The sequence below is a fragment of the Pseudomonas sp. GM_Psu_1 genome, from assembly GCF_026544185.1.
In the GTDB taxonomy this organism is placed as follows: domain Bacteria; phylum Pseudomonadota; class Gammaproteobacteria; order Pseudomonadales; family Pseudomonadaceae; genus Chryseomonas; species Chryseomonas oryzihabitans.
Map to the genome: position 1 here is coordinate 245,355 of NZ_JALNUX010000001.1, position 22,160 is coordinate 267,514.

The 22,160-nt window shown below is 56.1% G+C and carries 13 protein-coding genes and 1 tRNA gene; 10 read left to right on the forward strand and 4 right to left on the reverse strand.

The features are described from left to right. The first annotated feature begins 82 nt into the window (after positions 1–82). The 9 genes from OXS31_RS01180 to OXS31_RS01220 all read left to right on the forward strand — a co-directional run bounded on the left by OXS31_RS01180 (position 83) and on the right by OXS31_RS01220 (position 15,332). Positions 83–2,581 (forward strand): glycosyltransferase family 2 protein, encoded by a 2,499-nt coding sequence (locus OXS31_RS01180; protein ID WP_181084811.1) that lies wholly within the window; start codon positions 83–85, stop codon positions 2,579–2,581. Next, a complete protein-coding gene (locus tag OXS31_RS01185) occupies positions 2,574–4,949 on the forward strand; it encodes a glycosyltransferase family 2 protein (protein ID WP_267397302.1) in 2,376 nt (791 codons plus the stop codon). Before OXS31_RS01180 ends, OXS31_RS01185 begins: the two co-directional genes overlap by 8 nt. Next, positions 4,939–6,435, forward strand: a complete 1,497-nt coding sequence (locus OXS31_RS01190; RefSeq protein ID WP_267397304.1) for a glycosyltransferase — start codon at positions 4,939–4,941, stop codon at positions 6,433–6,435. Before OXS31_RS01185 ends, OXS31_RS01190 begins: the two co-directional genes overlap by 11 nt. Beyond that, positions 6,425–8,509, forward strand: a complete 2,085-nt coding sequence (locus OXS31_RS01195) for a glycosyltransferase family 1 protein (RefSeq protein WP_267397306.1) — start codon at positions 6,425–6,427, stop codon at positions 8,507–8,509. Before OXS31_RS01190 ends, OXS31_RS01195 begins: the two co-directional genes overlap by 11 nt. A gap of 74 nt (positions 8,510–8,583) precedes the next feature. After that, on the forward strand, positions 8,584–9,939 hold the full coding sequence (locus OXS31_RS01200) for a polysaccharide pyruvyl transferase family protein (RefSeq protein WP_267397308.1): 1,356 nt from the start codon (positions 8,584–8,586) through the stop codon (positions 9,937–9,939). After that, positions 9,940–10,851: a DUF1796 family putative cysteine peptidase gene (locus OXS31_RS01205; RefSeq protein ID WP_267397310.1), complete on the forward strand. Its 912-nt coding sequence runs from the start codon at positions 9,940–9,942 to the stop codon at positions 10,849–10,851. After that, the gene (locus tag OXS31_RS01210) at positions 10,851–12,617 is read left to right on the forward strand and encodes a type I secretion system permease/ATPase (RefSeq protein WP_108581671.1); all 1,767 of its coding nucleotides are present in this window, start codon (positions 10,851–10,853) and stop codon (positions 12,615–12,617) included. The genes OXS31_RS01205 and OXS31_RS01210 overlap by 1 nt, the downstream gene beginning before the upstream one ends. Further along, positions 12,614–13,933: an HlyD family type I secretion periplasmic adaptor subunit gene (locus tag OXS31_RS01215; protein WP_267397314.1), complete on the forward strand. Its 1,320-nt coding sequence runs from the start codon at positions 12,614–12,616 to the stop codon at positions 13,931–13,933. Before OXS31_RS01210 ends, OXS31_RS01215 begins: the two co-directional genes overlap by 4 nt. A 7-nt stretch (positions 13,934–13,940) precedes the next feature. Further along, positions 13,941–15,332, forward strand: a complete 1,392-nt coding sequence (locus OXS31_RS01220; protein ID WP_258196411.1) for a TolC family outer membrane protein — start codon at positions 13,941–13,943, stop codon at positions 15,330–15,332. A gap of 58 nt (positions 15,333–15,390) precedes the next feature. On the opposite strand, the gene OXS31_RS01225 is transcribed toward OXS31_RS01220, so the two are convergent. The 3 genes from OXS31_RS01225 to OXS31_RS01235 form a co-directional block, all read right to left on the reverse strand. Beyond that, positions 15,391–17,391, reverse strand: coding sequence for a DUF4214 domain-containing protein (locus OXS31_RS01225; protein ID WP_260984947.1), 2,001 nt, complete (start codon positions 17,389–17,391; stop codon positions 15,391–15,393). 137 nt (positions 17,392–17,528) lie between these two features. Then, positions 17,529–19,520 carry a DUF4214 domain-containing protein gene (locus OXS31_RS01230; RefSeq protein WP_267397318.1) on the reverse strand — a complete coding sequence of 664 codons (1,992 nt, stop codon included), beginning with the start codon at positions 19,518–19,520 and terminating at the stop codon, positions 17,529–17,531. 123 nt (positions 19,521–19,643) lie between these two features. Continuing rightward, positions 19,644–19,719 (reverse strand) — tRNA-Thr (locus OXS31_RS01235). A 117-nt stretch (positions 19,720–19,836) separates the two neighbouring features. Here OXS31_RS01235 and OXS31_RS01240 point away from each other — a divergent pair. Continuing rightward, positions 19,837–20,184, forward strand: coding sequence for a hypothetical protein (locus OXS31_RS01240; RefSeq protein WP_144954514.1), 348 nt, complete (start codon positions 19,837–19,839; stop codon positions 20,182–20,184). 149 nt (positions 20,185–20,333) lie between these two features. Here OXS31_RS01240 and betA read toward each other — a convergent pair whose 3' ends face one another. Continuing rightward, positions 20,334–22,076, reverse strand: coding sequence for a choline dehydrogenase (gene betA, locus OXS31_RS01245; protein WP_027597346.1), 1,743 nt, complete (start codon positions 22,074–22,076; stop codon positions 20,334–20,336). Positions 22,077–22,160: the final 84 nt, after the last annotated feature.

Consider the following 22,160-nt stretch of genomic DNA (forward strand, 5'->3'; position numbering starts at 1 on the left):
AAGACTTCCGGCCTTAGGGCCGGAAGTCTTTTTTAAACGGTAGTACTCTGATCCACCTGGCTTTTCGCGGAGACCGATGCCCATGAGCCAATCGACACTCATGGAGCACTATCAGGCTCTACTCCAGGCCGGACAGCCAGAAGAGGCTCAACGTCGTCTCGAACTGGCACTTCAGATTCCCGACCAGCGCCCGGTAGCGCTGGTCTCCGCTGGTCTTACGGCGCTCAATAGAGGCGCGCTGGATCAGGCTTTCCTGGCCTTGGCCGAAGCCAATACCAGTCTGGCCCGGCAGGGTGAAACGGCTGCGTTGCTCGCTCATGTGCTCCTGCAAAAGGGCGAGTCCCAAGCCGCCTACGATTTTCTCGCCGACCCGGCCAATCCCGCCCGTAATACTCCCGCGGTTCGGCTATTGCGTTTGCGTGCGCTCATCGCGCTACCGGGCGTCAAACCCGCGCAACTGGTCGAGCAGCTGCCCTACGTCAATAGCGCCGACGAACTGGCCGTGCTGTTGCAGCAACTGCCGCCACGGCGCTGGGGACACGTCGAATTCGATCCGGCCAGCCAGGAAATTCGGGGTTGGGCGCTGGATACCCGTCATCCGCAGACCCCGGTCAAGCTCACCTTGAAACTGGGTGATCGCCAACAGACCATCGTCGCCAACCTGCTCAGTCCCTTGTTGGCCAAGGCGGTCAATGGCGGGCGTCATGGTGGCATTCGCATCCGTCTGCCTGCTCCCCTGGGGCGTGTGCGCCTGTGCTGGGCGGATGGTAGCGAGGTTCTGGGCAGCCCTCTGGCGGCCGTCGAGCCCTTGCGGCCCATACCGGTTGAAACACCGGTAGCGTCCATCGAACAGCTCGTGGATGTGCTCATTCCCATCTACCGCGGGCGTGAGGCCTCGCTCGCCTGTATCCAGGGCGTGCTCGATAGCCTGGACGCCAACCGGACCCCTATGAACGTGGTGGTGCTGGACGACGAAAGTCCTGAGCCTGAGTTGAGTCAGGCGCTGCGCGAACTGGCCGAGGCGGGTCGGATCGAGCTCCATCGCAGCCCTGCCAACCTGGGCTTTATCCGCAACATGAATCGGGGTATGGCGCTGCATCCCGGGCGCGATGTGGTGTGGTTGAACGCTGATGCGCGTGTCTGCGATGACTGGCTGGACAGGCTGCGCGAGGCAGCCTACTCCGCAGCCGATGTAGCCACTGCCACCCCTTTCAGCAACAACGGCGAGCTGCTCAGCTTTCCGGAAAGCCGCAAGAGCCACGTCATGCCCACGCTGGACGAACAGCGTGCCCTGCATCGCCAGGCAGCCAGCGACCTGTCGGCGCCGCCCGAGATCGAGGTGGGTTGTGGCTTCTGCTTCTACATCAAGCGTCGTGCATTGGAGCAGGTCGGCCTGCTTGACGAGATCCAGCTCAAGCGAGGTTATGGCGAAGAAACCGATTGGTGCCTGAGGGCCAAGGCCCAGGGTTGGCGGCACGTGGCAGCACAGCGGGCCTTCGTTGCGCATCGGGGCGGTGTTTCCTTCGGTGCGGAAAAGCTCGAGCGGGTGGCCTTCAACAACGCCATTCTCCGCCAGCGTTATCCTGGTGCAGAGCGCGCCTTCGAGCGCTTCTATCGTCACGATCCGCTCAAGCCCTACCGCCAGCACCTGCAGCGCGAGCGACTTGCTGAGCTCGGTGCACAGCTGGCGACAGCCAACATTGGCGCAGCCATCATCACGGCTGATCGACTTGATCTCCTCACGGCGCTGGGCGGCGACGCACCTGCCTTTGTACTGGCCTTTCGGCAGACGGACGCCGAGCTGAAGGTCAGCCTTCAGGTTCATGGCCAGGGGTTGCCGGTGCTCCTGGACTACCGTCTACCCGCGGACGTGGAGCAGCTGATCGCAGACCTGCAGCGGTTGCAGCCGAGCGCCCTGGACTACATTCAGCCGGAGCGCTGTCCCACCTTGCTGCAGACCCTGGCCGCACGGATCGGCGTACCCTATCGCTTGATCGATCCGGTCGCTGGTGATTTCTTCCAAGCTGCTGGCTTCCACGAGGCAGCTGGCGAACAGCGTGTGACCTTCGCCGCGCTCGCCACCACGTTGCTGATGAGCAATCCCCAGGTCCCTGTGGCGGCGGGCGCACCTTTTGCGTCGCTCGACCAACCACCGGCTCAACGCCTCGACCATATCCTGATCGCCGATTCCCTGGCGGATCCACGCCTGGCCCAGGCCTGGTTGCAGCTGGTTCGCCTAAGCCGGCGGCAGGGCCTGGCCTGCCGGTTCCTGCTTCTCGAGCGCACGCCCTGGGAAAAGAGCCTGCTCGCCAGCGGTAATGTAAGCCCCTTGATCGAGCTACCCGGTGTCCCCCGGTCCCGGATACCTGCCCTGGCTGGCTGTACCCTGGCCTTGAGTCTCGAGGCCGCACCGGCCAGTGCCTGGTTTGCCCCTCAGATTGCCGGGCATACCGCTTTGCCCCTCTATGCACCCGCAGGTGCGGTCGCGACCGAAGCGGGCGCCCATCCCCTCAGTCTGCTGCCCGCGCCCCTGAATGCCCTGCTAGGCGACGCCCTTCCCGACAGGTTTCTCCATGACTGAACTCTCTCAAGCTCCCGCCCTGGTCACTGTGCAAGGTCAGATCCAAGGCCTTCACGGCAATGTACTGGAGGGTTGGGCCTTCGATCCTGCGCAGCCTGATCTGCGTCTGGCATTGGAGGTCGTCATCGATGGGGCTCCCGTAGCCTTGGTACGTGCGGACACCTATCAGCACGATCCGCTGGCCGGTGACGGCTTTCACGGCTTCGCTCTCCAGCTGCAGCCGGCCTGGCTCAGTGGAGCTCGGCGTATCGCCGTGCGGTTGGCCAACGAAGGCCCGTGGATCGGTGAACCGCTGGAGCTGCCCAACGAGAAGCCGCGCAAGGCCGAGGCTCAGGTACCGGGCAGTCAGGTCTGGTATGGAGGTGGTCTGGCCGTGGGCGGCTGGGTCTGGGATGACACCACCCCGGGCCGTCACGTCGAGGTGAGGGCGCGCCTGGGCGATCAGATCGTCGCCCGTTGCCTGGCGGATCTGCACCATCCCGCCCTCATCTATCGCGCCGATGCCGATCATGGCTACAGCCTTGAGCTGCCCTGGCAATTCGGGGACGGCGAGCGTCGCGAAGTGCATATCGAAGACGACCAGGGCCGCCCCTTGCAGGGTAGCCCCATCACCGTCTGTTGCCACGCCGATGGGCTCGGCGCACTGGTAGCCGCTCACTGGCCGGAGCAGGCCGATCCAACACCCCGCGACCTGCTCATTCGCCTGGCGCGCGATTACGATCAGCGCTGTCCACGTAGCGCCGGCTTCGGTCACTATCCTCAATGGTTCGCTCACTACCAGCGCGCACCTCAGTATCCTGAAGCCGTGACCGGTAGCCGGATCGCCGTGCTGCTCCACGGGGACGCCGATGAAACCGAGCGGCAGGCTTGCCTGGACAGCCTGAGCCAACAACGCCTGCCACCCTTCACCCAGGCCGTCGCCGATCCCGCTGATGTGTCTACCTCCTTGCAGCTGCTGCTGGAGGAGGGGGCCGAAGCCGTGCTGCTCCAGCCACTGGACAGCCGCCTACTGCCCCACGCCCTCGATCAACTGGCGCTGGCTCTGCAACGGAAAGAGGCAGGCAAGCAAGCGGCCTGGGCTTTCGCTGATAGCGATCAGGACGGAGCGGATGGCCTACGTAGCAACCCCTGGTTCAAACCGAACTGGGATCTGGACCTCTACCTGGGCGCCGATCTCTTTACCGCCGGCGCCCTGTTTGGCCGCGACATCATCCAGCGCGCCGTCCGACTGCTGAACGCAGCGCCCGAGCTGCCACGCGATCACGAAGGTGTACTCGCCGCCCTTATCCTGGCCACCGAGCAAGATAACCTGGGTGTCGCCCGCGTGACCCAGGTGCTCAGCCATCGCAGTGCCAACAGTCCCGCAACGCCGGCCGCCTGCGATGCCGGCAAGCCGCAGCGTCTTGAGCGCTTGACCTGGCTGGTGAACAAGCTGCGTCCCGGTACCCGTCTGAGCCGCCAGTCCAAATTGCCCGGTGCGCTACGCACCCACTGGCCATTGCCCGAGCGACTGCCCAAGGTCAGCCTGATCATTCCCACCCGGGATGCCTACAAGCTCCTGCATGCCTGCATGGAAGGTCTGCTGACCCAGACCGACTACCCGGATCTGGAACTCATCATCGTCGACAACCAGACCAGCGATCCCCAGACCCTGGAGTACTTCGACGAACTCAAGACCCGCGGTGTACGCATCCTGCCGCACCCCTATCCCTTCAACTACGCCACCCTGAACAATGTCGGTGTCGAGTTCGCCACGGGGGAATACATAGGGCTGGTCAACAACGACATCGAGATCCTGCATCCCGACTGGCTCAAGGAAATGATGAGTCTGGCCGTACGACCTGATGTTGGAGCGGTAGGCGCCAAGCTGCTGTGGAAGAACGACATGGTCCAGCACGCCGGTGTCGTCATCGGCATCAACGGCCTGGCCGCCCATACGGGCAACAACTGGCTGCGCAACGATCCCGGCTATCTGGGCTTCAACCATCTTGCTCGTCGTCAGAGCGCCTGCACCACCGCCTGTTTGATTCTGCGCCGCGACCTTTATCTGCAGATCGAGGGCATGGACGAGGTACGCCACCCCGTCGCCTTCAACGATGTGGACATGTGCCTGCGCATCAATGAGCTCGGTCTGAAGATCCTCTGGACGCCGTTCGCCGAGTTGATCCATGCGGAATCGGCAAGTCGGGGGAAGGACTCCACGGCGGACAAGGCTGCGCGATCCAAGAGAGAGCAGCAGTTGCTACTGAATCGATGGGGAGTCAAATACCAGTTTGATTTCTGCTACAGCCCTTCCCTGAACGCCGATTGGGCCTTGGGTACTTATAGTGGCGTGAGCATTGGTCGTCAGTCGTCTGATGCAGACTGAAGATATGGACCCGATCACGCTGCTCTTTGATATCCGTCCCGATCTGAAAGATACGTTCGCAGTTGCTCACAATGAATGGTCTACAGAATTCTTGGCGTGGCTGGTATTCAATGGTGTCAACGAGTACCCATCGCTAAAGCGTAGCAATAGCCTCAAAAAAAAGCTTTTAGAAAAAAAGCCAGAGCTTTGCGGGTTGACGCATCTCGAGGAAATCGTATACGCATCGAGGCGTGATCTTCAGGATGTCTTTCCCTTGCCAAGCCGCAGGGCGGAGCTTCTTCTGTGGTTTTCTCATCACTTGCTGAAAGAGTATGACTTCGGCTGGTTGTACGAGGCAAAAGAAGAAAAAAAATGCGTCGGCCCTAAAAGAAAGGGCGTGAATGTGTTTGGCTATGCATATGGTGCTTCAGGTATAGGTGAGGATTTTCGAAGCACCTATAAAGCGCTCAAGGAGTCCGGGATTTCTGTTGCCGGAGTAAATTTCGATCCTGGCCCAAACCATCCGCAGGATTTTGATGAGTACTCTAAGCCAGACGCTTACGATCCTTCCTTGGCGGTCAACATCTTTTGCATGACCGCTCCAGAAACAGCCAGACAATTGGTATCTTCCGAAAAAGATATTTTTTCAGGTCACTATAATGTGGGCTATTGGCCATGGGAGCTGGAAGCCTGGCCAGCAGCATGGCTGAAGTATATCGATCTCGTTGACGAGATTTGGGTGTCATCTAGATACATCTATGATGCGGTGGCCCATACTTCAAAGAAGCCTGTTATGATAATGCCTTTGAATGTGACAATTCCCGAGTATACACAAGTATCTCGTGACGATTTCGGTCTTCCAAGTACGGCATTTTTATTTGTTTTCGTATTCGATCTGGGCTCGTCATCCTATCGGAAGAATCCCAAGTCTTGCTTGGAAGCCTTTTGGGCAGCGTTCCCTCCGTCTTTATACTCTCCAGGCGAGGTCGGGTTGGTCATAAAGGTCCACGCTCCAAAAGTGTTCGATCAAATATGGCAGGACGTAAAGTCGGCTGCTAGTAGCGACAAAAGAATCTTCATAATAGAAGAGACGTTCACTAAGAAGCGCCTGTGCCAGCTTTACAGGAGTTGTGACTGCTTTTTATCATTTCACCGAGCTGAAGGTTATGGAAGAAACGTTGCGGAAGCGCTACAGCTAGGATTGCACGTTATAGCGACAGGTCATTCTGGCAATATGGAATTTTGTAACTCTGAAAATACTATATTTCCTCGTCATACCTTTGAGCCGGTAAAAGAGGGTGAATATGCCTATGCTCTTGGGCGCTGGGCTGAGGTTGATGTGCTTGATGCTGCACAAAAGATGAAGGATTTGTTCTTCGAGGGCGTTAAGAAAGATACCAGCGTCGGCGAGCTTCCGTTTTCGTTGAGTCAATGTAAAGAGCGCTATAAGAGGCGCCTGGAATTTATCTTTAATAATTTAGCTGTGGGGGTTGATCATGAGCAGTAAGTACTACGGTCATGTCGATGGTTATTCGGCTGGCAAGGTCACCGGTTGGTTGGTAAATAGAAGCGATTTAGGGTCTTCCTGCACGGTAGTGGCGAAGAAAAATGGCCAGATCTTAGCCACTGCAGAGGCAACTATATTTCGTCAAGATTTGAAAGATAATGATATAGGGACTGGATCATATGGCTTTGAATTGCCTATTCCTTCTAACCAGCTGTCTGGTCGGATTGACGTTGTAGAGAAAAGCTCAGGGTATATTTTGAACGGTGGTTCGCTTGAATTCGCTGTTGGAAGCGCAGGCGCGCCTTTGTCCGGTGTCTGCTTTGATATCAGTGATCTTGTCCAATACTTCCAGCACAATAGAGCGCCAACGGGAATTCAGCGCGTCCAAATCGAGGTTGTGAGTGCTCTTATCGAAGATTCAAAAGTTTCGATAATTTCCATGCAGGCAGATGGCGCTAATTGGAAGTCGATTCCGAAAGAACTGTTCAAAGAGATGACCGCATTGGCAGGCACATCATCTGAGGTGGATGATCCCGCTTGGCGAGCCATCCTGAACAAATTAGAAAATTATTTGATGCGGATCAAGGAGGCTTCTTTCGAAAAAGGAGCCGTGGTGGTGAATCTAGGGACATCCTGGTGGATCCCTAGTTATTTTTCGACTGTGGCAGAGGCCAAGCGAAAATATAACATAAAATACGTTCCTTATATTCATGATATTATTCCGTTGAAGGTGCCTGAACATTGCTCAGAGGGTTTAGTAAAAGATTTCATATCTTGGATTCACAACGTCATCTTGTATGCCGATGACTTTTTGGCAAATTCCAAACAAACAGCTTCCGATCTGAGCGCTCTGGCGCTACAAGTACATGGACGTAAAATATCGCCTCACGTCTGCACGCTAGATGCAATTCCTGCTTTCTTGGAGCAAACACAAGAAAAAAACATAGTGTGTTCCGACGTAATTATGGAAATTTTGGAAGAGCCCTTTGTTCTTTTCGTGGGCACTATTGAAAGTCGAAAAAATCATCTATTTGTTTTCGATGCTTGGCTTGAGATGGTAAGAGGCCTAGGAATTGACAATGTTCCTAATCTGGTTTGCGTCGGCAAGATCGGCTGGCTGAATGAAGCTGCAATGTCGAGGTTTGAAAACAGCGAAATACTTCAGCGCAAAGTACGCCTTCTTTCCAATATCGGCGATTCAGAGTTGGCTGTGCTTTATAAAGCCTGCCGATTTACAACCTATAACTCTTACTATGAAGGCTGGGGATTGCCAGTCAGTGAAAGTTTGGCCTGTGGTAAGGTTCCGCTGGTTGCAGATAATACCTCTCTGACCGAGGCAGGTGGTGATTTAGCGATCTACTTCGAGTCGGGAAATAGATCGGACTACATAGCTAAATTTAAATCTTTACTCGACGTTCGTTTTCTTCGAGAAAAAGAGCAAGGCATTGGCTCTACGTTCAGGAAAAAGACGTGGCTTGACGTTGCTCTCGCTATTCTAGGCTCATTGAAAGACATTGAGTCATCTGGCTTGGCAGCTACCAAGGACCTTTTACGCTTCGAATTTGGCGCTCTGTATAAGTTCCAAAAGAATGTAAATCTCTACTTTGATAAGTATATTTTGGATAGTGGTACTTTCAGGGTTGGCCAAGGGTGGGGTGCTTTGGAAAATTGGGGCGTTTGGAGCCTGCAAAAGAAGGCTGTGCTGAATATTCCTCTTCAGCCTACCGAAAAAGATCTATCGATCTATGTTCAGTGTGCACGACCTTCGCACGGCTCCTTTTTCGGCACCCGCATCAATGGGCAGGAGTTTGATAAGGTCAAATTTTCTGAAAGCGAAGAAATCTTCAAGTTTACTTTCAAAGGAGACAGCAATGATTGCCTCCGGATCGAATTCAACAACCAGCAGTTGACAGACTTGAGCGTAGAAACCAACAAGGCAGACCTTAGAACCATTGGCATGGGGCTGGTCTCCATCATGGTATGCGAAAGCGACGATCTATTAGCGCGCCTTGAATACGTTGAGTCGTTCGGCAAGGTTACCAGCGTTAGCAAGGCTAAAGTTAGGGGCTTTTAATGAGCGTGTCGAGAGAAGACGTTTTCTACCTGTATAAGTGCATTTTAGGTCGTGAGCCTGAAAGCGAGCATGTCGTGGATCAGCTTGTGGGTCTAGATTTTGATGATGCTCGATCCAGACTATTAGCATCCGACGAAGCTATATCGGTAGTCGACGGTTTTCTTTCGACCAATAAGTGGAAAAGGAAAGCCTCTTTGGAAGATGTTCTGTATCTATATGAATATCTTTTGAGGAGGCCCCCAGAAAATGATGAGGTAGTAGCCGAGAAAATGAAGTTGGAGTCTCTCGAGGCTACTCTTGAAAATTTTCTCGACTCAGAAGAGTTTTTTGAAAAAAAGTATAGGGTTCATCTTTCTGAAAGATCAGAAAAAAAGATTTTAAATGGCGGTAGAAAGATTGGTTGTCGTAGTGGTGTTCTATTGATAGGGGCCTACGGCAACGGAAATATGGGAGACAGTGATCAGGCTCAGTTTTTAGCCAGCTACCTGCTAGATATTGGTCTTTCAGGAGAGCAAATTTTTTCAGTGTCTTGGGAGTCGACTTCAGATTATCCATTTATAGGTAAAAAGCTTCCCCGAGAGTGTCTCTTTGATTTTGAACTCCTGTCTTCTTTTAGCGCTATTTTAATCGGCGGGGGTGGATTGCTTGGTGTCGAGCATTATCCACTGACCGATCTTCGTTGGATTGATGGGCTAAAAGCTGCGGGTACACCCTACTTTCTCGTGGCGGTAGGTGCCAGTAGGGTGCACGTCAATGACCCCTTTTATCATGACTCGTATTTGGCATTATTGAATGGATGTCAGGGTGTAAGTGCCCGCGATAACGAATCCGTACTGGCTCTGAGTCGATTTCGTAATGATGTAATAAAGGTATGCGATCCAGTCATTAAGCGCTGTATCGACGAGGCTATCGCTTCACCACAGATAAGTAAGAGGCTCGATATAATCCTGAGATATCCGCTGGATGATCAGCATCGGGAATTTATAGACGGGTTGAAGAGTATCTATACAAGCTCCAGCAGAAATGACATTCGAGTTATTTTCGTAGAGCCGTTTAATCCTCTCGAAATGGAGTTGTTGCCGGCGTTTCCTGGTCACATAATTTGTTCTTCTGTAGACGATCTGGGCGCTGAAATTCGAGATAGCGCCGCGGTACTTTCCATGAGATTTCATGGGTGCGCTCCTGCGATTAAATACGGTCTTCCGTTACTGGGATTCGGCTCAAAAAAAATCAAGGATCTTTTTGATGAAATAGGCCTGGCAGATAGCTATTGGTTAGGCGATGTTTCGGAATTGTTGAGGCTAATTGAGAAAGCGGATTGGTCAGCTTTCAAAGCTTCGCAGATAAGGCCTGGGGTAGCCTTGAAGCTTTCGAATCAGTACTCAAAGATGACAAAGTCGTTCGAAGCCATTTTTCTCAAGGAGAGCTAAATGGTTGATCATTTCGACAAAGTTAGATTTCTCGAAAATTTATACCAAGAAGTATTAGGTAGGTCTGCAGATACTGCCGGTTTACGAAATAACTTATCTGGTATGAGTCCGATGCCCGGCGAAAGGGAGTTGGCGAGTTTGGCGGGCGGCTTTGCTAGGAGCCAAGAATATAGAAAATTGGTGATTGAAGAGTTTTTTCTGGAAAAGCTTCTTTTGATCCCAGTAGAGGATTTTAATTTCTTCAGTATTGGAGATCATTGTGCGACTGCTAGCCTACTTAAAAAATTTGGCCTAAGAACGTCTTCGGGGCCCTTTGACTGGCTTTTTACCAGTATCCCTATGGTGCTGGAGTGTGTGGCTGATGCATTTTGTCATTTCCTTGATCGTAGTTATTATAAAGAAGCCCCGTCATCCTTGAGTCAAGGTGGTTGTTCCGACGCTTACGATCATGAGTATTTTAAAAAAAAGCTCGGTATTGAACGCGTATTCAATCATCACAATCCTTTGACTCAATCTGTTTATGAGCACTTTGTGCGATGTGTGGATAGATTTACAGTTGCACTGGATTGCGACAAGACGATTTTGGTCTACATGGGCAAGAACCTTTCTGCGAGCGAGATTCAGTCAGTCGAGTGCGCATTTTCCAAGAAAAAGTGTCAAGTACTTGTGTTTGAAGTATGCTGTCGCGGCCCGGTGGTCATGCCGCAATTCGAATTTCAACGACTCGGGCAGGCCACAACGATAGTCAGATTTTTTCCGCATAGCTCGCTCGGCGCGCTGGAGTTTTCTGATGGTTTGGACAATTTCTTTTTTGCCTACATAGTCAAGCTTTTTGCCTGCGGTATCTTTCGGGAAAGAGTCAAGACTCTCGACTCATGTGATTTTTCTACGCGTAGCCTATCTGGTGCATGATGAGCAAAAAGCCTAAGACAGAGCTTGAAAGCGCTCTGCTATCGTCAAAAAAAAGCTTCTTGTATGTTGGCTTTTTCAGTCTTTTCGTTAACCTGCTGTTGCTGGTTCCATCTTTTTATATGTTGGAGGTTTACGACCGCGTTGTCAGTAGTCGTAGTGTTACCACTTTGATTATGCTGACATTAATAGTGGTCTTTTTAATGACAGTTTACGGCATGCTAGAGTGGATACGCTCGCGCATGATGGTCCGTATCTCAACTCGTTTGGATTTGATGCTCAGCGAGCGCGTCTTCAATGCGAGTTTCAAGCAATCTCTTTTTACCAGCGGGTTAGGCATTTCAGCGCAGCCCATGGGCGATCTTTCTGGTCTGAGACAATTCCTTACAGGAAGCGGATTATTTGCTTTTTTTGATATTCCTTGGATTCCGGTATATATAGGGCTGATGTTTTACTTTCACCCGTGGTTTGGATGGTTGACGGTAATAGGCGCTTTGATCGCAGTGGCGCTTGCCCTCGCTAATGAATGGGCAACTAGCAAACAACTGTCTGAAGCGAATCGTGAGAACGTTGCGGCTTTGGGCATGGTGAATGCCAGCCTACGAAATGCGGAAGTGATCAATTCCATGGGTATGCTGCCCAGCCTACTGCGGCGCTGGAAGGTTCGGGGATACAGAGTGCTTTCTCTGCAGGCTAGAGCCAGTGAGAAAGGGGGTGCCATTTCAAATGCATCTCGTACCTGGAGGATGCTGCTTCAGTCATTTGTACTTGGACTGGGTGCTTATCTGGTTATAAATAATGAGATTACTCCTGGTTTGATGACCGCTGCTTCCATTCTTGTTGGTCGAGCCTTGGCCCCTATTGATCAAATGATTGGAAATTGGCGTGGCTTCGTCGCTGCGCGTGGGCAATACGCTCGCCTGAACGATGTGCTTCAACAAATACCAGCAGATCCAGAGCGGATGCCTCTACCTGTTCCCAAAGGGGATCTTTCCGTAGAACAGATCATTGTCACCCCGCCAGGTGCTCATTCACCTGTCATCAAGGGCATCAGCTTCCGCGCGCCGCCTGGAGCCTCTGTCGGCGTGCTGGGGGCGAGTGCTGCCGGTAAATCGACTCTCGCACGCGCGCTCCTAGGCATCTGGCCTGCGCAAAGTGGCAAGGTGCGGCTGGATGGAGCAGACATGTTCCATCTGGATCGCGCTGCCGTGGGCCCGCACCTGGGTTATCTACCCCAGGACATCGAACTGTTCGAAGGCTCCATCGCCGACAATATTGCCCGCTTCGGAGAAGTGGACGCCACCAAGGTCGTGGAGGCCGCACAAGTTGCAGGCGTTCACGAGATGATTCTGCGTCTACCCCAGGGCTACGACACCGTTATTGGGGCCCATGGCGGTGCGTTGTCCGGTGGGCAGCGGCAGCGGATAGGTCTTGCACGTGCCATTTATGGCGATCCCAAGCTGGTGATCCTCGACGAGCCCAACTCGAATCTTGACGATGCGGGTGAGCGAGCACTAGGCGAAGCCTTGATCAAGCTCAAGCAAAAGGGTACGACGCTGTTCATCATCACCCACAGGGTCAGCGCTCTGGCCTATGTGGATAATCTCCTGGTGCTCAGCGAAGGCCAGATTGTGATGTCCGGAGCCCGTGATCAGGTGCTCGCTCAGCTCAAGGCGCAGCAGTCTGGTGGTCCGCAGCCAGTGGCCAACCCGGGTTCGGTTACCCCTTTGCCGCCCAAGCCTGGTAGTGCAGGAGGAGCGCCCGCATGAAAGACGTCTACATGGAAGCTGAGGCCGCGGGCCTGAAGGTCAATGATGCACCTGTGCGTCGACTGGGTTTCATCATTCTCTTCGTGGTATTCGGAATCGGCGGTGGTTGGGCAGCATTGGCGCCGCTCAACAGTGCCGCTGTCGCTACTGGCGTAGTGGCTGTAGATAGCTACCGCAAATCCGTCCAGCATCTTGAAGGCGGGATCGTCCGCGAGGTACGAGTACACGACGGCGATGAAGTAAAAGCCGGTGACGTACTGATCGTACTCGACAGCACCCAGGCAGGCTCCGAACTGGAAGCGACTCGTGGTCAGCTGATTGCCGTCCAGGCACAGGAGGCTCGATTGATTGCTGAGCGCGACGACGCCAATGACATCATCTTCGGTGCCAGTGACTTTCCAACCGCGGACAAGCGTGTCCAAGAGGCTCGTGCGAGTGAGCGGCAGATCTTTCTGGCGGGTCGAGATGCGCGGCGTGGTGAGATCGATGTGCTGAAAAACCGTGCTGCCGAGCTCGAACAGCAGATCCGAGGCTACAACGACATCATCGCCAGTAAGGAGAGCCTTGCCAAATCCTACGCCAGCGAAATTAAGGATCTCACCGGGCTTTTGAAGGAGGGTTTCGTCAGCAACGAACGCCTGCGCGATCAGGAGCGCAACCTGTCGCGGTTGCAGGCAGAAATTGCCGATCAGCGATCCTCCGTTGCAAGAGCCAAAGTCCAGATCGGCGAGACGCGGCTGCAGATCCTGCAGACTACCCAGAAATTCAAGTCCGACGTGGCTAGTCGATTAGCCGATGCTCAATCGCGAGTCTACGAGGCACGCGAGCGGGTCGGCGCCTTGCAGGACAGATACAACCGGACCGAGGTCAAGGCACCGGTCAGCGGCATGGTGATGAACCTGGCGGTGCATACCATCGGGGGCGTCGTGCAATCCGGTACCAATCTGCTCGATATCGTGCCGGATGCGGCCAAGCTCATCGTCGAGGTGCATATAGAGCCCAAGGACATCGATCGGGTAGAACTGGGGACCAAGGCCGAGGTTCGTTTCAGTGCCTTCAGCAATGCCACCACGCCCATCATCGAGGGCGAATTGGTCTATGTATCGGCCGACCGCATCACCAATGAGCGTGATGGCACGCCTTACTACCTGGGCCGGGTAAAACTGACCGAACAGGGCAAGAAGGATCTCGGGCATCGGGAGCTGGTGGCAGGCATGCCTGCCGACGTGCTGATCAACACCGGTTCGCGCACCATGCTGCAATACCTGCTCAAGCCAGCGCGCAATGCTATGGCTCGCTCGATGATCGAGGAGTAGAGCAGACATGAACGCCAAGTTTCTTGCATTGGTGGCCGTGTTGGGCTGCCCTGGCTGGGTACAGGCTCAGACGCCTGTCGCGCCTAGGTCACAGGATTACGTAGACCTCTGGAAGCTCTATCAGGACAGCGCGGTGTCGGACCCCCGTATTCGTGGTGCCGAGGCTCAGGTGAAGAATCTGGAGGGCCAGGAGCGCGCCGCCTTCGGCCAAGTGCTGCCGCAGTTGAGCGGTGGGGCTTCGACCAGTCGGGTTCGGCGCGAGGAGGGCATGCAGACTCTCAACTACAACGGCGAGAGCTACAACCTGACCCTGAGTCAGGCACTCTACAACGCTGCCGCCTGGCGCGGCTTCAAGCGCTATGAGCAACTGACCGAGCAGTACCGTGCCCAATACGAGGATGCCAAGACCCAGTCGGCCGCGGACCTCGTCCAGCGCTATTTCGCCGCCTTGGCGGCTGAAGACACGCTCGAACTGGTCACGGCTGAACGCAAGGCGACGCAGCGCAACCTGGATCGTGCCCAGGCGCTGTTCGACAAGCAAATGAGCACGGTCACCGACGTGCTGCAGATCTCCGCCAAGGTTGATAGCCTGAAAACGCAGGAAATTGAAGCACGCAACCAGATCCAGGTGACCCGCGAGGCACTGGGGGAGCTGATCGGCCGTCCGGTCTATCAGCCGCTCAAGCGCCTCAACGAAAAAGCCCAACTGGCCATGCCGCAAGGTGACGAAGAACAGTGGGTGCATTCGGCAGTGGCGAACAACCCTGCACTGGAGGCCAAGCAGCGCGCCGTGGATGCCGCCAACTACGGTATCTCCGAGGCCAAGGCCGGTCATCTGCCGACCCTGAGTTTCAACCTGGGCGCGCAGCGCAGCGACTTCGCCTATGACAACGTCATCGCCTCCTCCGCGATCAACACCTACTCAGCCACCATCAGCGTGCAGATCCCGCTCTATAGCGGCGGTTCGACCAGCGCTCGTGTCGCCAGCTCCTATGGCTCGCGCGATGCCGCGGAGCAGGAGTACGAATCGATCCGCCGTCAGGTGGTGAAGGAAACACGCACGGCCTATATGAAGAGCGCTGCAGACCTGGCCAAGATCGGCTCGTCGCGTAATGCCCTGGACTCGGCGATCAAGTCCCGCGCCGCCAGTGAGCGATCGCTCAGCCTGGGCGTGGCGACTGCCGTGGATGTGCTCAACGCGGTGCAGCAGGAGTACAGCGCACGACGGGATTATCTGCAGGCTCAATATGACTTCGTCACCAACCAGCTGGTGCTGCTGCGCTGGAGTGGCGGTTTCCGCGATACCGATATCCAGAAGATCAACGGTTGGCTGGCCGTGCCCACGCCGGGTGAAGAGCGCAAGACCGGAGTAAAGGAAGGAGAGGTCGCTAAAGGCTGATCATCACCCCTGATCAAAAAGCCCGCCGAATGGCGGGCTTTTTTGCACGCGGGATCGACTAGACCCAGTCGCTCTGACCAATCAGCTGAATGAAGCCATTGGCACCTTCGGTCAGGTTGTGATTTTCCTGAGAGTTGGTGAAGTTGATCATCGCATCGCCGCGACTGAGTCCACCGTCGAGTTGCTGGGTCCAATGGGCCAGACCCGCGGCTTCGCCCTCGCGCCCCAAGATCGTCTGATAGAGCTGATTGGCAAAGCCCTGATTGTCCACGGCGTTGTAGCGATTGGCGAACTCCTGGGACTGCGAGAAGGTATTCGCAATAGCGTTGAACGTCATGCCGTGAGCACTGGCATTCAGCCAGTCCTGTAGGCCATTGAAGTCAGGTACCCGATCAAAGACCGTATAAAGACGTGCGATCTCCGCCTGAGTGTTGCTCAGGACGAATACGTTCTTGTCGGTAAAGCTCAGCATGTTGAAATCGTTGAGCAGCATTCTTTCTCCGCTACTCGTATTACTCAAGCTGAGCGTATCTCTATCCACCTGGGTGCGTTGGTAATTGCCTGAAGCCCCTTCGAGATAGAAGATATCTCCGCCTTTGTAGCCAAAGAGCTCGGCCGTCCCGTTGCTGTTGAAGTCGAGTTGGCTCTCATAGACGCGGTCGTTGAAGGCGCTGCCAAAGGCTACACCATCTTGTATAACTACACCGGCGTCAGTCCAGGCGCTGTGGCTGACAATCTTGATAAAGCCGTCGCTAGCTGAGGTGGAGTTGATGTTCTCTTGGGAGTTGGTGAACTGAATCATGGCGTCACCACGGGTCATGCCTTGGTTGAGCAACTGTGTCCAGTGCGCCAATCCATCGGCATCCGCGGAGCGTTGGAGGATGGTGCTGTAGAGTTGCGAGGCGAAGCCTTGGTTATCCACGGCGTTGTAACGATTGGCAAACTCTTGAGAACTGGAGAAACTCGAAGCGATTGTGCTGAAGGAGGTCCCGTGCTCGTAAGCGTTGACCCAGTCCTTCAAGCCTTGGAAATCAGGTGTCCGGCCAAAGACCGTATAAAGACGGGCGATCTGCGCCTGATCTTCAGTCATGAGGTAGACCACCCAATCGTTGAAGGCTAGCGCATTGACGTCGTTGAGTGACAGTTGCGTCTGGCTGACGAGGTTGGTGACATGCACCTGACCGCCGTTGGCCGAGTCCACCGTGATCTGATAATTGTTGTAGGAACTGTTCATTACTAGGGCGTCAGCACCCTTGTAACCATAGACCGATGCCGTCTTGTTAACGTAAGACAGCTGGTATTCGTACAACAGGTCGTCGTGATCACTGCCACTGGCAACCCCCGCTCCCGCAGGGCGATATTGATAGCCCTCGAGCAATAGATTGTTGTTTCCAGATACGCTTTGTGCGTACCAGACAGCATTGAAGCCACCCGTGGAAGCATAGTAGGAACCGCTGCTGTCACCGGCGGACAGGACGCCGTTGACAACAGGGCTACCCGAGCTCGTATCCAACAAGGGCCCACCAGAGGCACCTGGGCCGAGCGCAGCCGTGACGTCGTATGCGGAATTGGTCGGAAAGTCTGTATAGGCGTATCCGGTGGTCTGCATGAGCCCGTGCTGGTCAGCAGGGTACCCTAGCAAGGTAGCCTGGAAGCTGCTGGTAGAGTTACCTACGGTCAGCACGCCACCTGTTGCTGCTGCGATGTTGATATCTAGACCGATGAGCGCGAGATCCTGGCTGGATTCCTTGATCGTCAGCAGATGATCGCCATCCGTGTCCCAGTTGGTGGTCCGACCCACCCAGTTGCTGGCGGAATAGGTCCCGAAGGGCGCTGAGAAGCTGCCAGCACTTTCGTCCACGAAAGCGCCTGGTGTGACCATTACCTTGGTTGCCCAGCCACCGTGGGTAGCATCGAACACGACATGCAGTGCGGTCAGAACGTCGTTGATCCCCACGACGCTGCCTGAGCCTCGCGAGATCGTGCCATCTGGAAAATAGGTCTCTATGTAGCAGACCTGTTTATAGGGAGCAACGGAGCGGTCACTGATCAACTGCATCACGGTTCATCCATGAAATGATATGAGAAGCCTATGATAGCCCCGCTCGATAGCCGTTGAGTGACACTCAAGCCATCGAAACGACAGCTCGTCGATGTGTATCCGTCAGGATACTTCTTGGCAGAACTAAAGCGATTTCAAGCCCAACTCGCCTGACCGACCAGCTGAATGAAACCGTTCGGCCCTTCGGTCAATTGCTGATTTTCCAGCGAGTCGGTAACGGCGATCAGCGTATCCGCTCGGCTTAATCCGTGTTGCATGCGATCGACCCAGTAGGCCGCACCGTGCGCCTCCGCAGGGCGGTCCAGTATCGTGGCATACAAAGAATGGACGAATTCCGCATCAGATGAACTGCCATAGCGAAGCGCGAATTCACCAGATTGGGTGAAGCCTTGGGTAATGGCGGCGAAATCTACACCCTGGCGCAACGCATCAATCCAGCCATGCAAGCCCTGTAGGTCAGGAGTCCGGTCAAAGGCCGTATAAAGTCGGGCGATCTGCGCCTGAATGGGCGTCAGGACAAATATATCCTTGTCGCTAAAACTGAGGACCTCTACGTCACTCAGCTCCATATCCAGGTGGGTAGAGAGATTGATCAAGGTGAATCCAGTGGTGTCCGACGCACCTGCATTGCGCAGATAACCGCCTGCTGATCCCTGCAGCTGCAGCACATCGATACCCTGATCCGCAAAAATCAGGGACTTGTTCGATGAGGAATGCAGCGTCTGTTCGTAAAGACGATCGCCGGATTGGGTACCAAGTACCAATCCAGGCTGAATGACCACGTCGTGGCTGGACCACGCCGTGTGCGCGACTACCTGTAGATAGCCCGCATCACCCTCACTACGAATTCTGTTCTCGAGGGACTCGGTGAAGGCCCGCAGAGCATCCGGCCTACTGAGTCCTGTCTCCAGTTGCTGAACCCAGTGTGTTATGTCGTTTGAGTCGGCTTGTCTACCTAGAACAGTGGTATAGAGCGTGGAAATGAACTGGCTATCAGTACTCTGGCCGTAAAGGGCGTTGAATTCCGGAGAGCTGGCGAAACTGTTCAGGATGGTTTGGAAGGAGAGGCCTTGCGCCTGGGCATCCAGCCACCCCTGAAGGCCGCCAGTATCGGGAATTCGTCCAAAGCCATTGTAGAGCCGCGCGATCTGCGCCTGCTCTTCGCTAACTACATAAAGCGTCCTATCTTGGAAACTCAGAACATTGATATCGTAGAGCTCGAGCTGCGCGCCGAGGCGATGATCTGTCACGACGAGGCCGCCGTCCTTGTTTGCAAAGCCGTACTGGGCATATGCGCCTTGCATGACCAGCGTGTCGGTTCCCTTGTATCCATAGACCTTGGCAGTATTATTGGCATCGTAAGCGAGGCGTGACTGCAACAGGCGATCATCGTGATCGCTACCACTGGAAATACCCGCTCCCATTGGGCGGTAAGCGCTGCTGACATCGAGCAGGACGTCATTAGCGGCAGCCGCCGCTTGGTACCAGTTCAGATTGGCGCCTGTCATGGCTGCGTAGATGGCGTAGGTGTAAGCGCTGTCTCCTGCAGACAGGACTCCGCTGACGGTAGGGAAGCCGTGATTGGAATCGACGAGCGCTCCGCCTGAAGCTCCTACACCCAAGGCGCCATCGACACGAAATACGGACTCATTGGCGAGGTAGGTGGCATTCACGGTTTCCTGCATCACGCTGGAGCCGCGTGCAGGATAGCCAACGATGGTGCCAGTGAAATTTTGCTGGCTGTTCGTAACCTGCAGACTTCCTGTCAGGCTGGCCAGATTCAGATCGAAATTGAGCAAGCCCAAGTCATGGCCGGACTCGGCAAGACTGGGGATTCCATCGTTGTTGGTATCCCAGTTCGAAGAGTATCCCGTCCAACTTTCCGCCGAGTAGGTACCAAGAGGCGCGGAAAAGCCATTGCTACCGACCAGGGCTCCGGGCGTCACGCTGACGTAAGTTGCCCACCCGCCGTGATCGGCGTTGTAGATCACGTGCAGTGCAGTGAGCACATCGTTGGTACCCACCACCGTCCCAGAGCCACGCAGTACTGTCCCGTCGGCATAGATAGCTTGAACGAAGCAGCTTTCTTTGTAGGGCGAAACGCTACGGTCGGTAACTTGGGCCATGGTCCGGTCCATTTGCAGTGATGACCATGGATCATACAGAGGCAAGCGTATGACGGTAGCGGGTAGATCCGACGGAAGGAGAACTGACGTGAGCGATCAGTTGGGAACGGCGGGAGATATAGATGGTGCCGGCACCAGGAGTCGAACCCGGGACCTACTGATTACAAGTCAGTTGCTCTACCAGCTGAGCTATACCGGCAAGGGGAGGCCATTATAGCCATGGGAAAGCCCTTGTAAACCAAGGATGTGCGGCGGTTAAGGCTGGCGTAAGCCAGCGGCGGCTAAAATGGCGCAAAGAGCTTGCGAGGAGCCGCTGATGAGAACCCAAACCCTGGCCTTCCTGGCCGCTGCCCTGGCCGGTTGCACCAGCCAGGCGAATCTTGAACGCAATCCGCCCATGGAGCTGCGCACCGGCAAGAGTGCCGAGGACTATCGCACCTGCCTGGTGACCGGTCTGGAAAAGGACGGCCGCCATGTGCTGGTCCAGCCGCAGGGCAGCAGTGGGCAGCGGGTGCTGGTGGATAGCAAGGTGCCGGGCGCCACGGCGGCCATCATCGACATCGGGTCGGCGTCGCGCGGTACCCGTATCCAGTTGCGCGAGCAGATGGCCAACAATCCGCTGCGGCCGCGGACCATTCTGACGGCGGTGAAGGATTGTCTGTGAGGTGAGGGGCTGGGCGGCCCTCACTCCAGCCCTCTCCCCGAGGGAGCGGGGGAAGAGCGGGCTGTCTTGCCGAGCTTTTGCCAGGCGATTCGAAGCCAGATACAAGAAGGGCGCCCTCGGGCGCCCTTCTTGCGTTCGGCTGCCTGGGATCAGGCGGCCGGCTGGTTGCGGCGCTGCGGGACCGGCTCGGCGGCGCGCTGGCCGTTGACGTCACGCAGCGGGGTACCTCGTACCGGCGCGCCGTTGGCGACGTAGTAGGCGGCGTTGCTGCGCGGCAGCGGGGCGCGACCGCGGATTTTGTCGGCGATCTTCTCGGCGATCATGATGGTCGGGGCGTTGAGGTTGCCCGTCGCGATGATCGGCATGATGGAGGCGTCCACCACGCGCAGGCCTTCCAGGCCGTGCACACGACCGGCGCCGTCGACCACCGCCATGTCGTCGGTACCCATCTTGTTGGAGCAGGACGGGTGATAGGCGGTCTCGGCATGGGAGCGCACGAAGGCGTCCAGCTGGGCGTCGGTCACGCAATCGCGGCCCGGGTTGATCTCTTCGCCACGATAGGGATCCAGCGCCGGCTGCTGCATGATCTCGCGGGTCAGGCGGATGCCGTCGCGGAATTCGCGCCAGTCCTGCTCGGTGCTCATGTAGTTGAACAGGATGCTCGGGTGCTGGCGCGGATCGCGCGAGGTCAGTTCGATGCGGCCACGGCTGGGCGAGCGCATGGAGCCGACGTGGGCCTGGAAGCCATGGGCCTCGATGGCGTTGGTGCCGTTGTAATTGATGGCGATCGGCAGGAAGTGGTACTGGATGTTGGGCCAGTCGAATTCTTCGCTGGAGCGGATGAAGCCGCCTGCCTCGAAGTGGTTGCTGGCACCCAGGCCGGTCCCCTTGAGCATCCATTCCAGGCCGATCTGCGGCTGGTTGTACCACTTCAACGCCGGGTACAGCGAAACCGGCTGCTTGCACTCGTACTGCAGGTACATTTCCAGGTGGTCCTGCAGATTCTGGCCGACGCCGGGCAGGTCGTGGACCAGCGGGATGTCGAAGCGCCGCAGCAGCGGCGCGGGGCCGACACCGGAGCGCTGCAGGATCTGCGGCGAGGCGATGGCGCCGGCGCAGAGCAGGACTTCACGACGGGCGCGCACGGTGATGGCTTCCAGCGAATCGCCCTTCATGTAGGCGACGCCATTGGCGCGCTTGCCCTCGAAGAGGATGCGATCGGTGGTGGCGTGGGTGACGATGGTCAGGTTCGGGCGACCCTTGGCCTGATCCAGATAGCCACGCGCGGTGCTGGAGCGACGGCCATTCGGGGTGACGAAGCGGTCCATCGGGCCGAAGCCTTCCTGCTGATAGCCGTTGAGGTCTTCGGTGCGCGGATAGCCCGCCTGGACACCGGCTTCGACCATGGCTTCGAACAGGGGATTGGTATTCGGCTTGGCGGTGGTCACCGAGACCGGGCCGTCGCCGCCGTGCCAGTCGTTGGCACCGGCATCGCGCTTCTCGGCCTTGCGGAAGTAGGGCAGGCAGTCGAGGTAGGTCCAGTCGTCCAGGCCGTCGAGTTGCGCCCAGTTGTCATAGTCCAGGGCGTTGCCGCGGATGTAGCACATGCCGTTGATCAGCGAGGAGCCGCCCAGGCCCTTGCCGCGACCGCATTCCATCCGGCGGTTGTCCATGTGCGGCTCGGGCTCGGTCTGGTAGGCCCAGTTGTACTGCTTGCCCTGCAGCGGATAGGCCAGGGCGGCCGGCATCTGGGTGCGGAAGTCCAGGCGGTAGTCGGGCCCGCCGGCTTCCAGCAGCAGGACGGTGACGTCCTTGTCTTCGGTCAGCCGGGTGGCCAGGACGTTGCCGGCCGAGCCGGCGCCTATGACGATGTAATCGAATTCGTGTGCCATGAAGATTCTCCTCCTGACGGCGGGTGGGGTCTGGCCCCAGCCCCGGGCCCTCTCCAGCGGAGAGGGGAGAAAAGCGCTACTGAA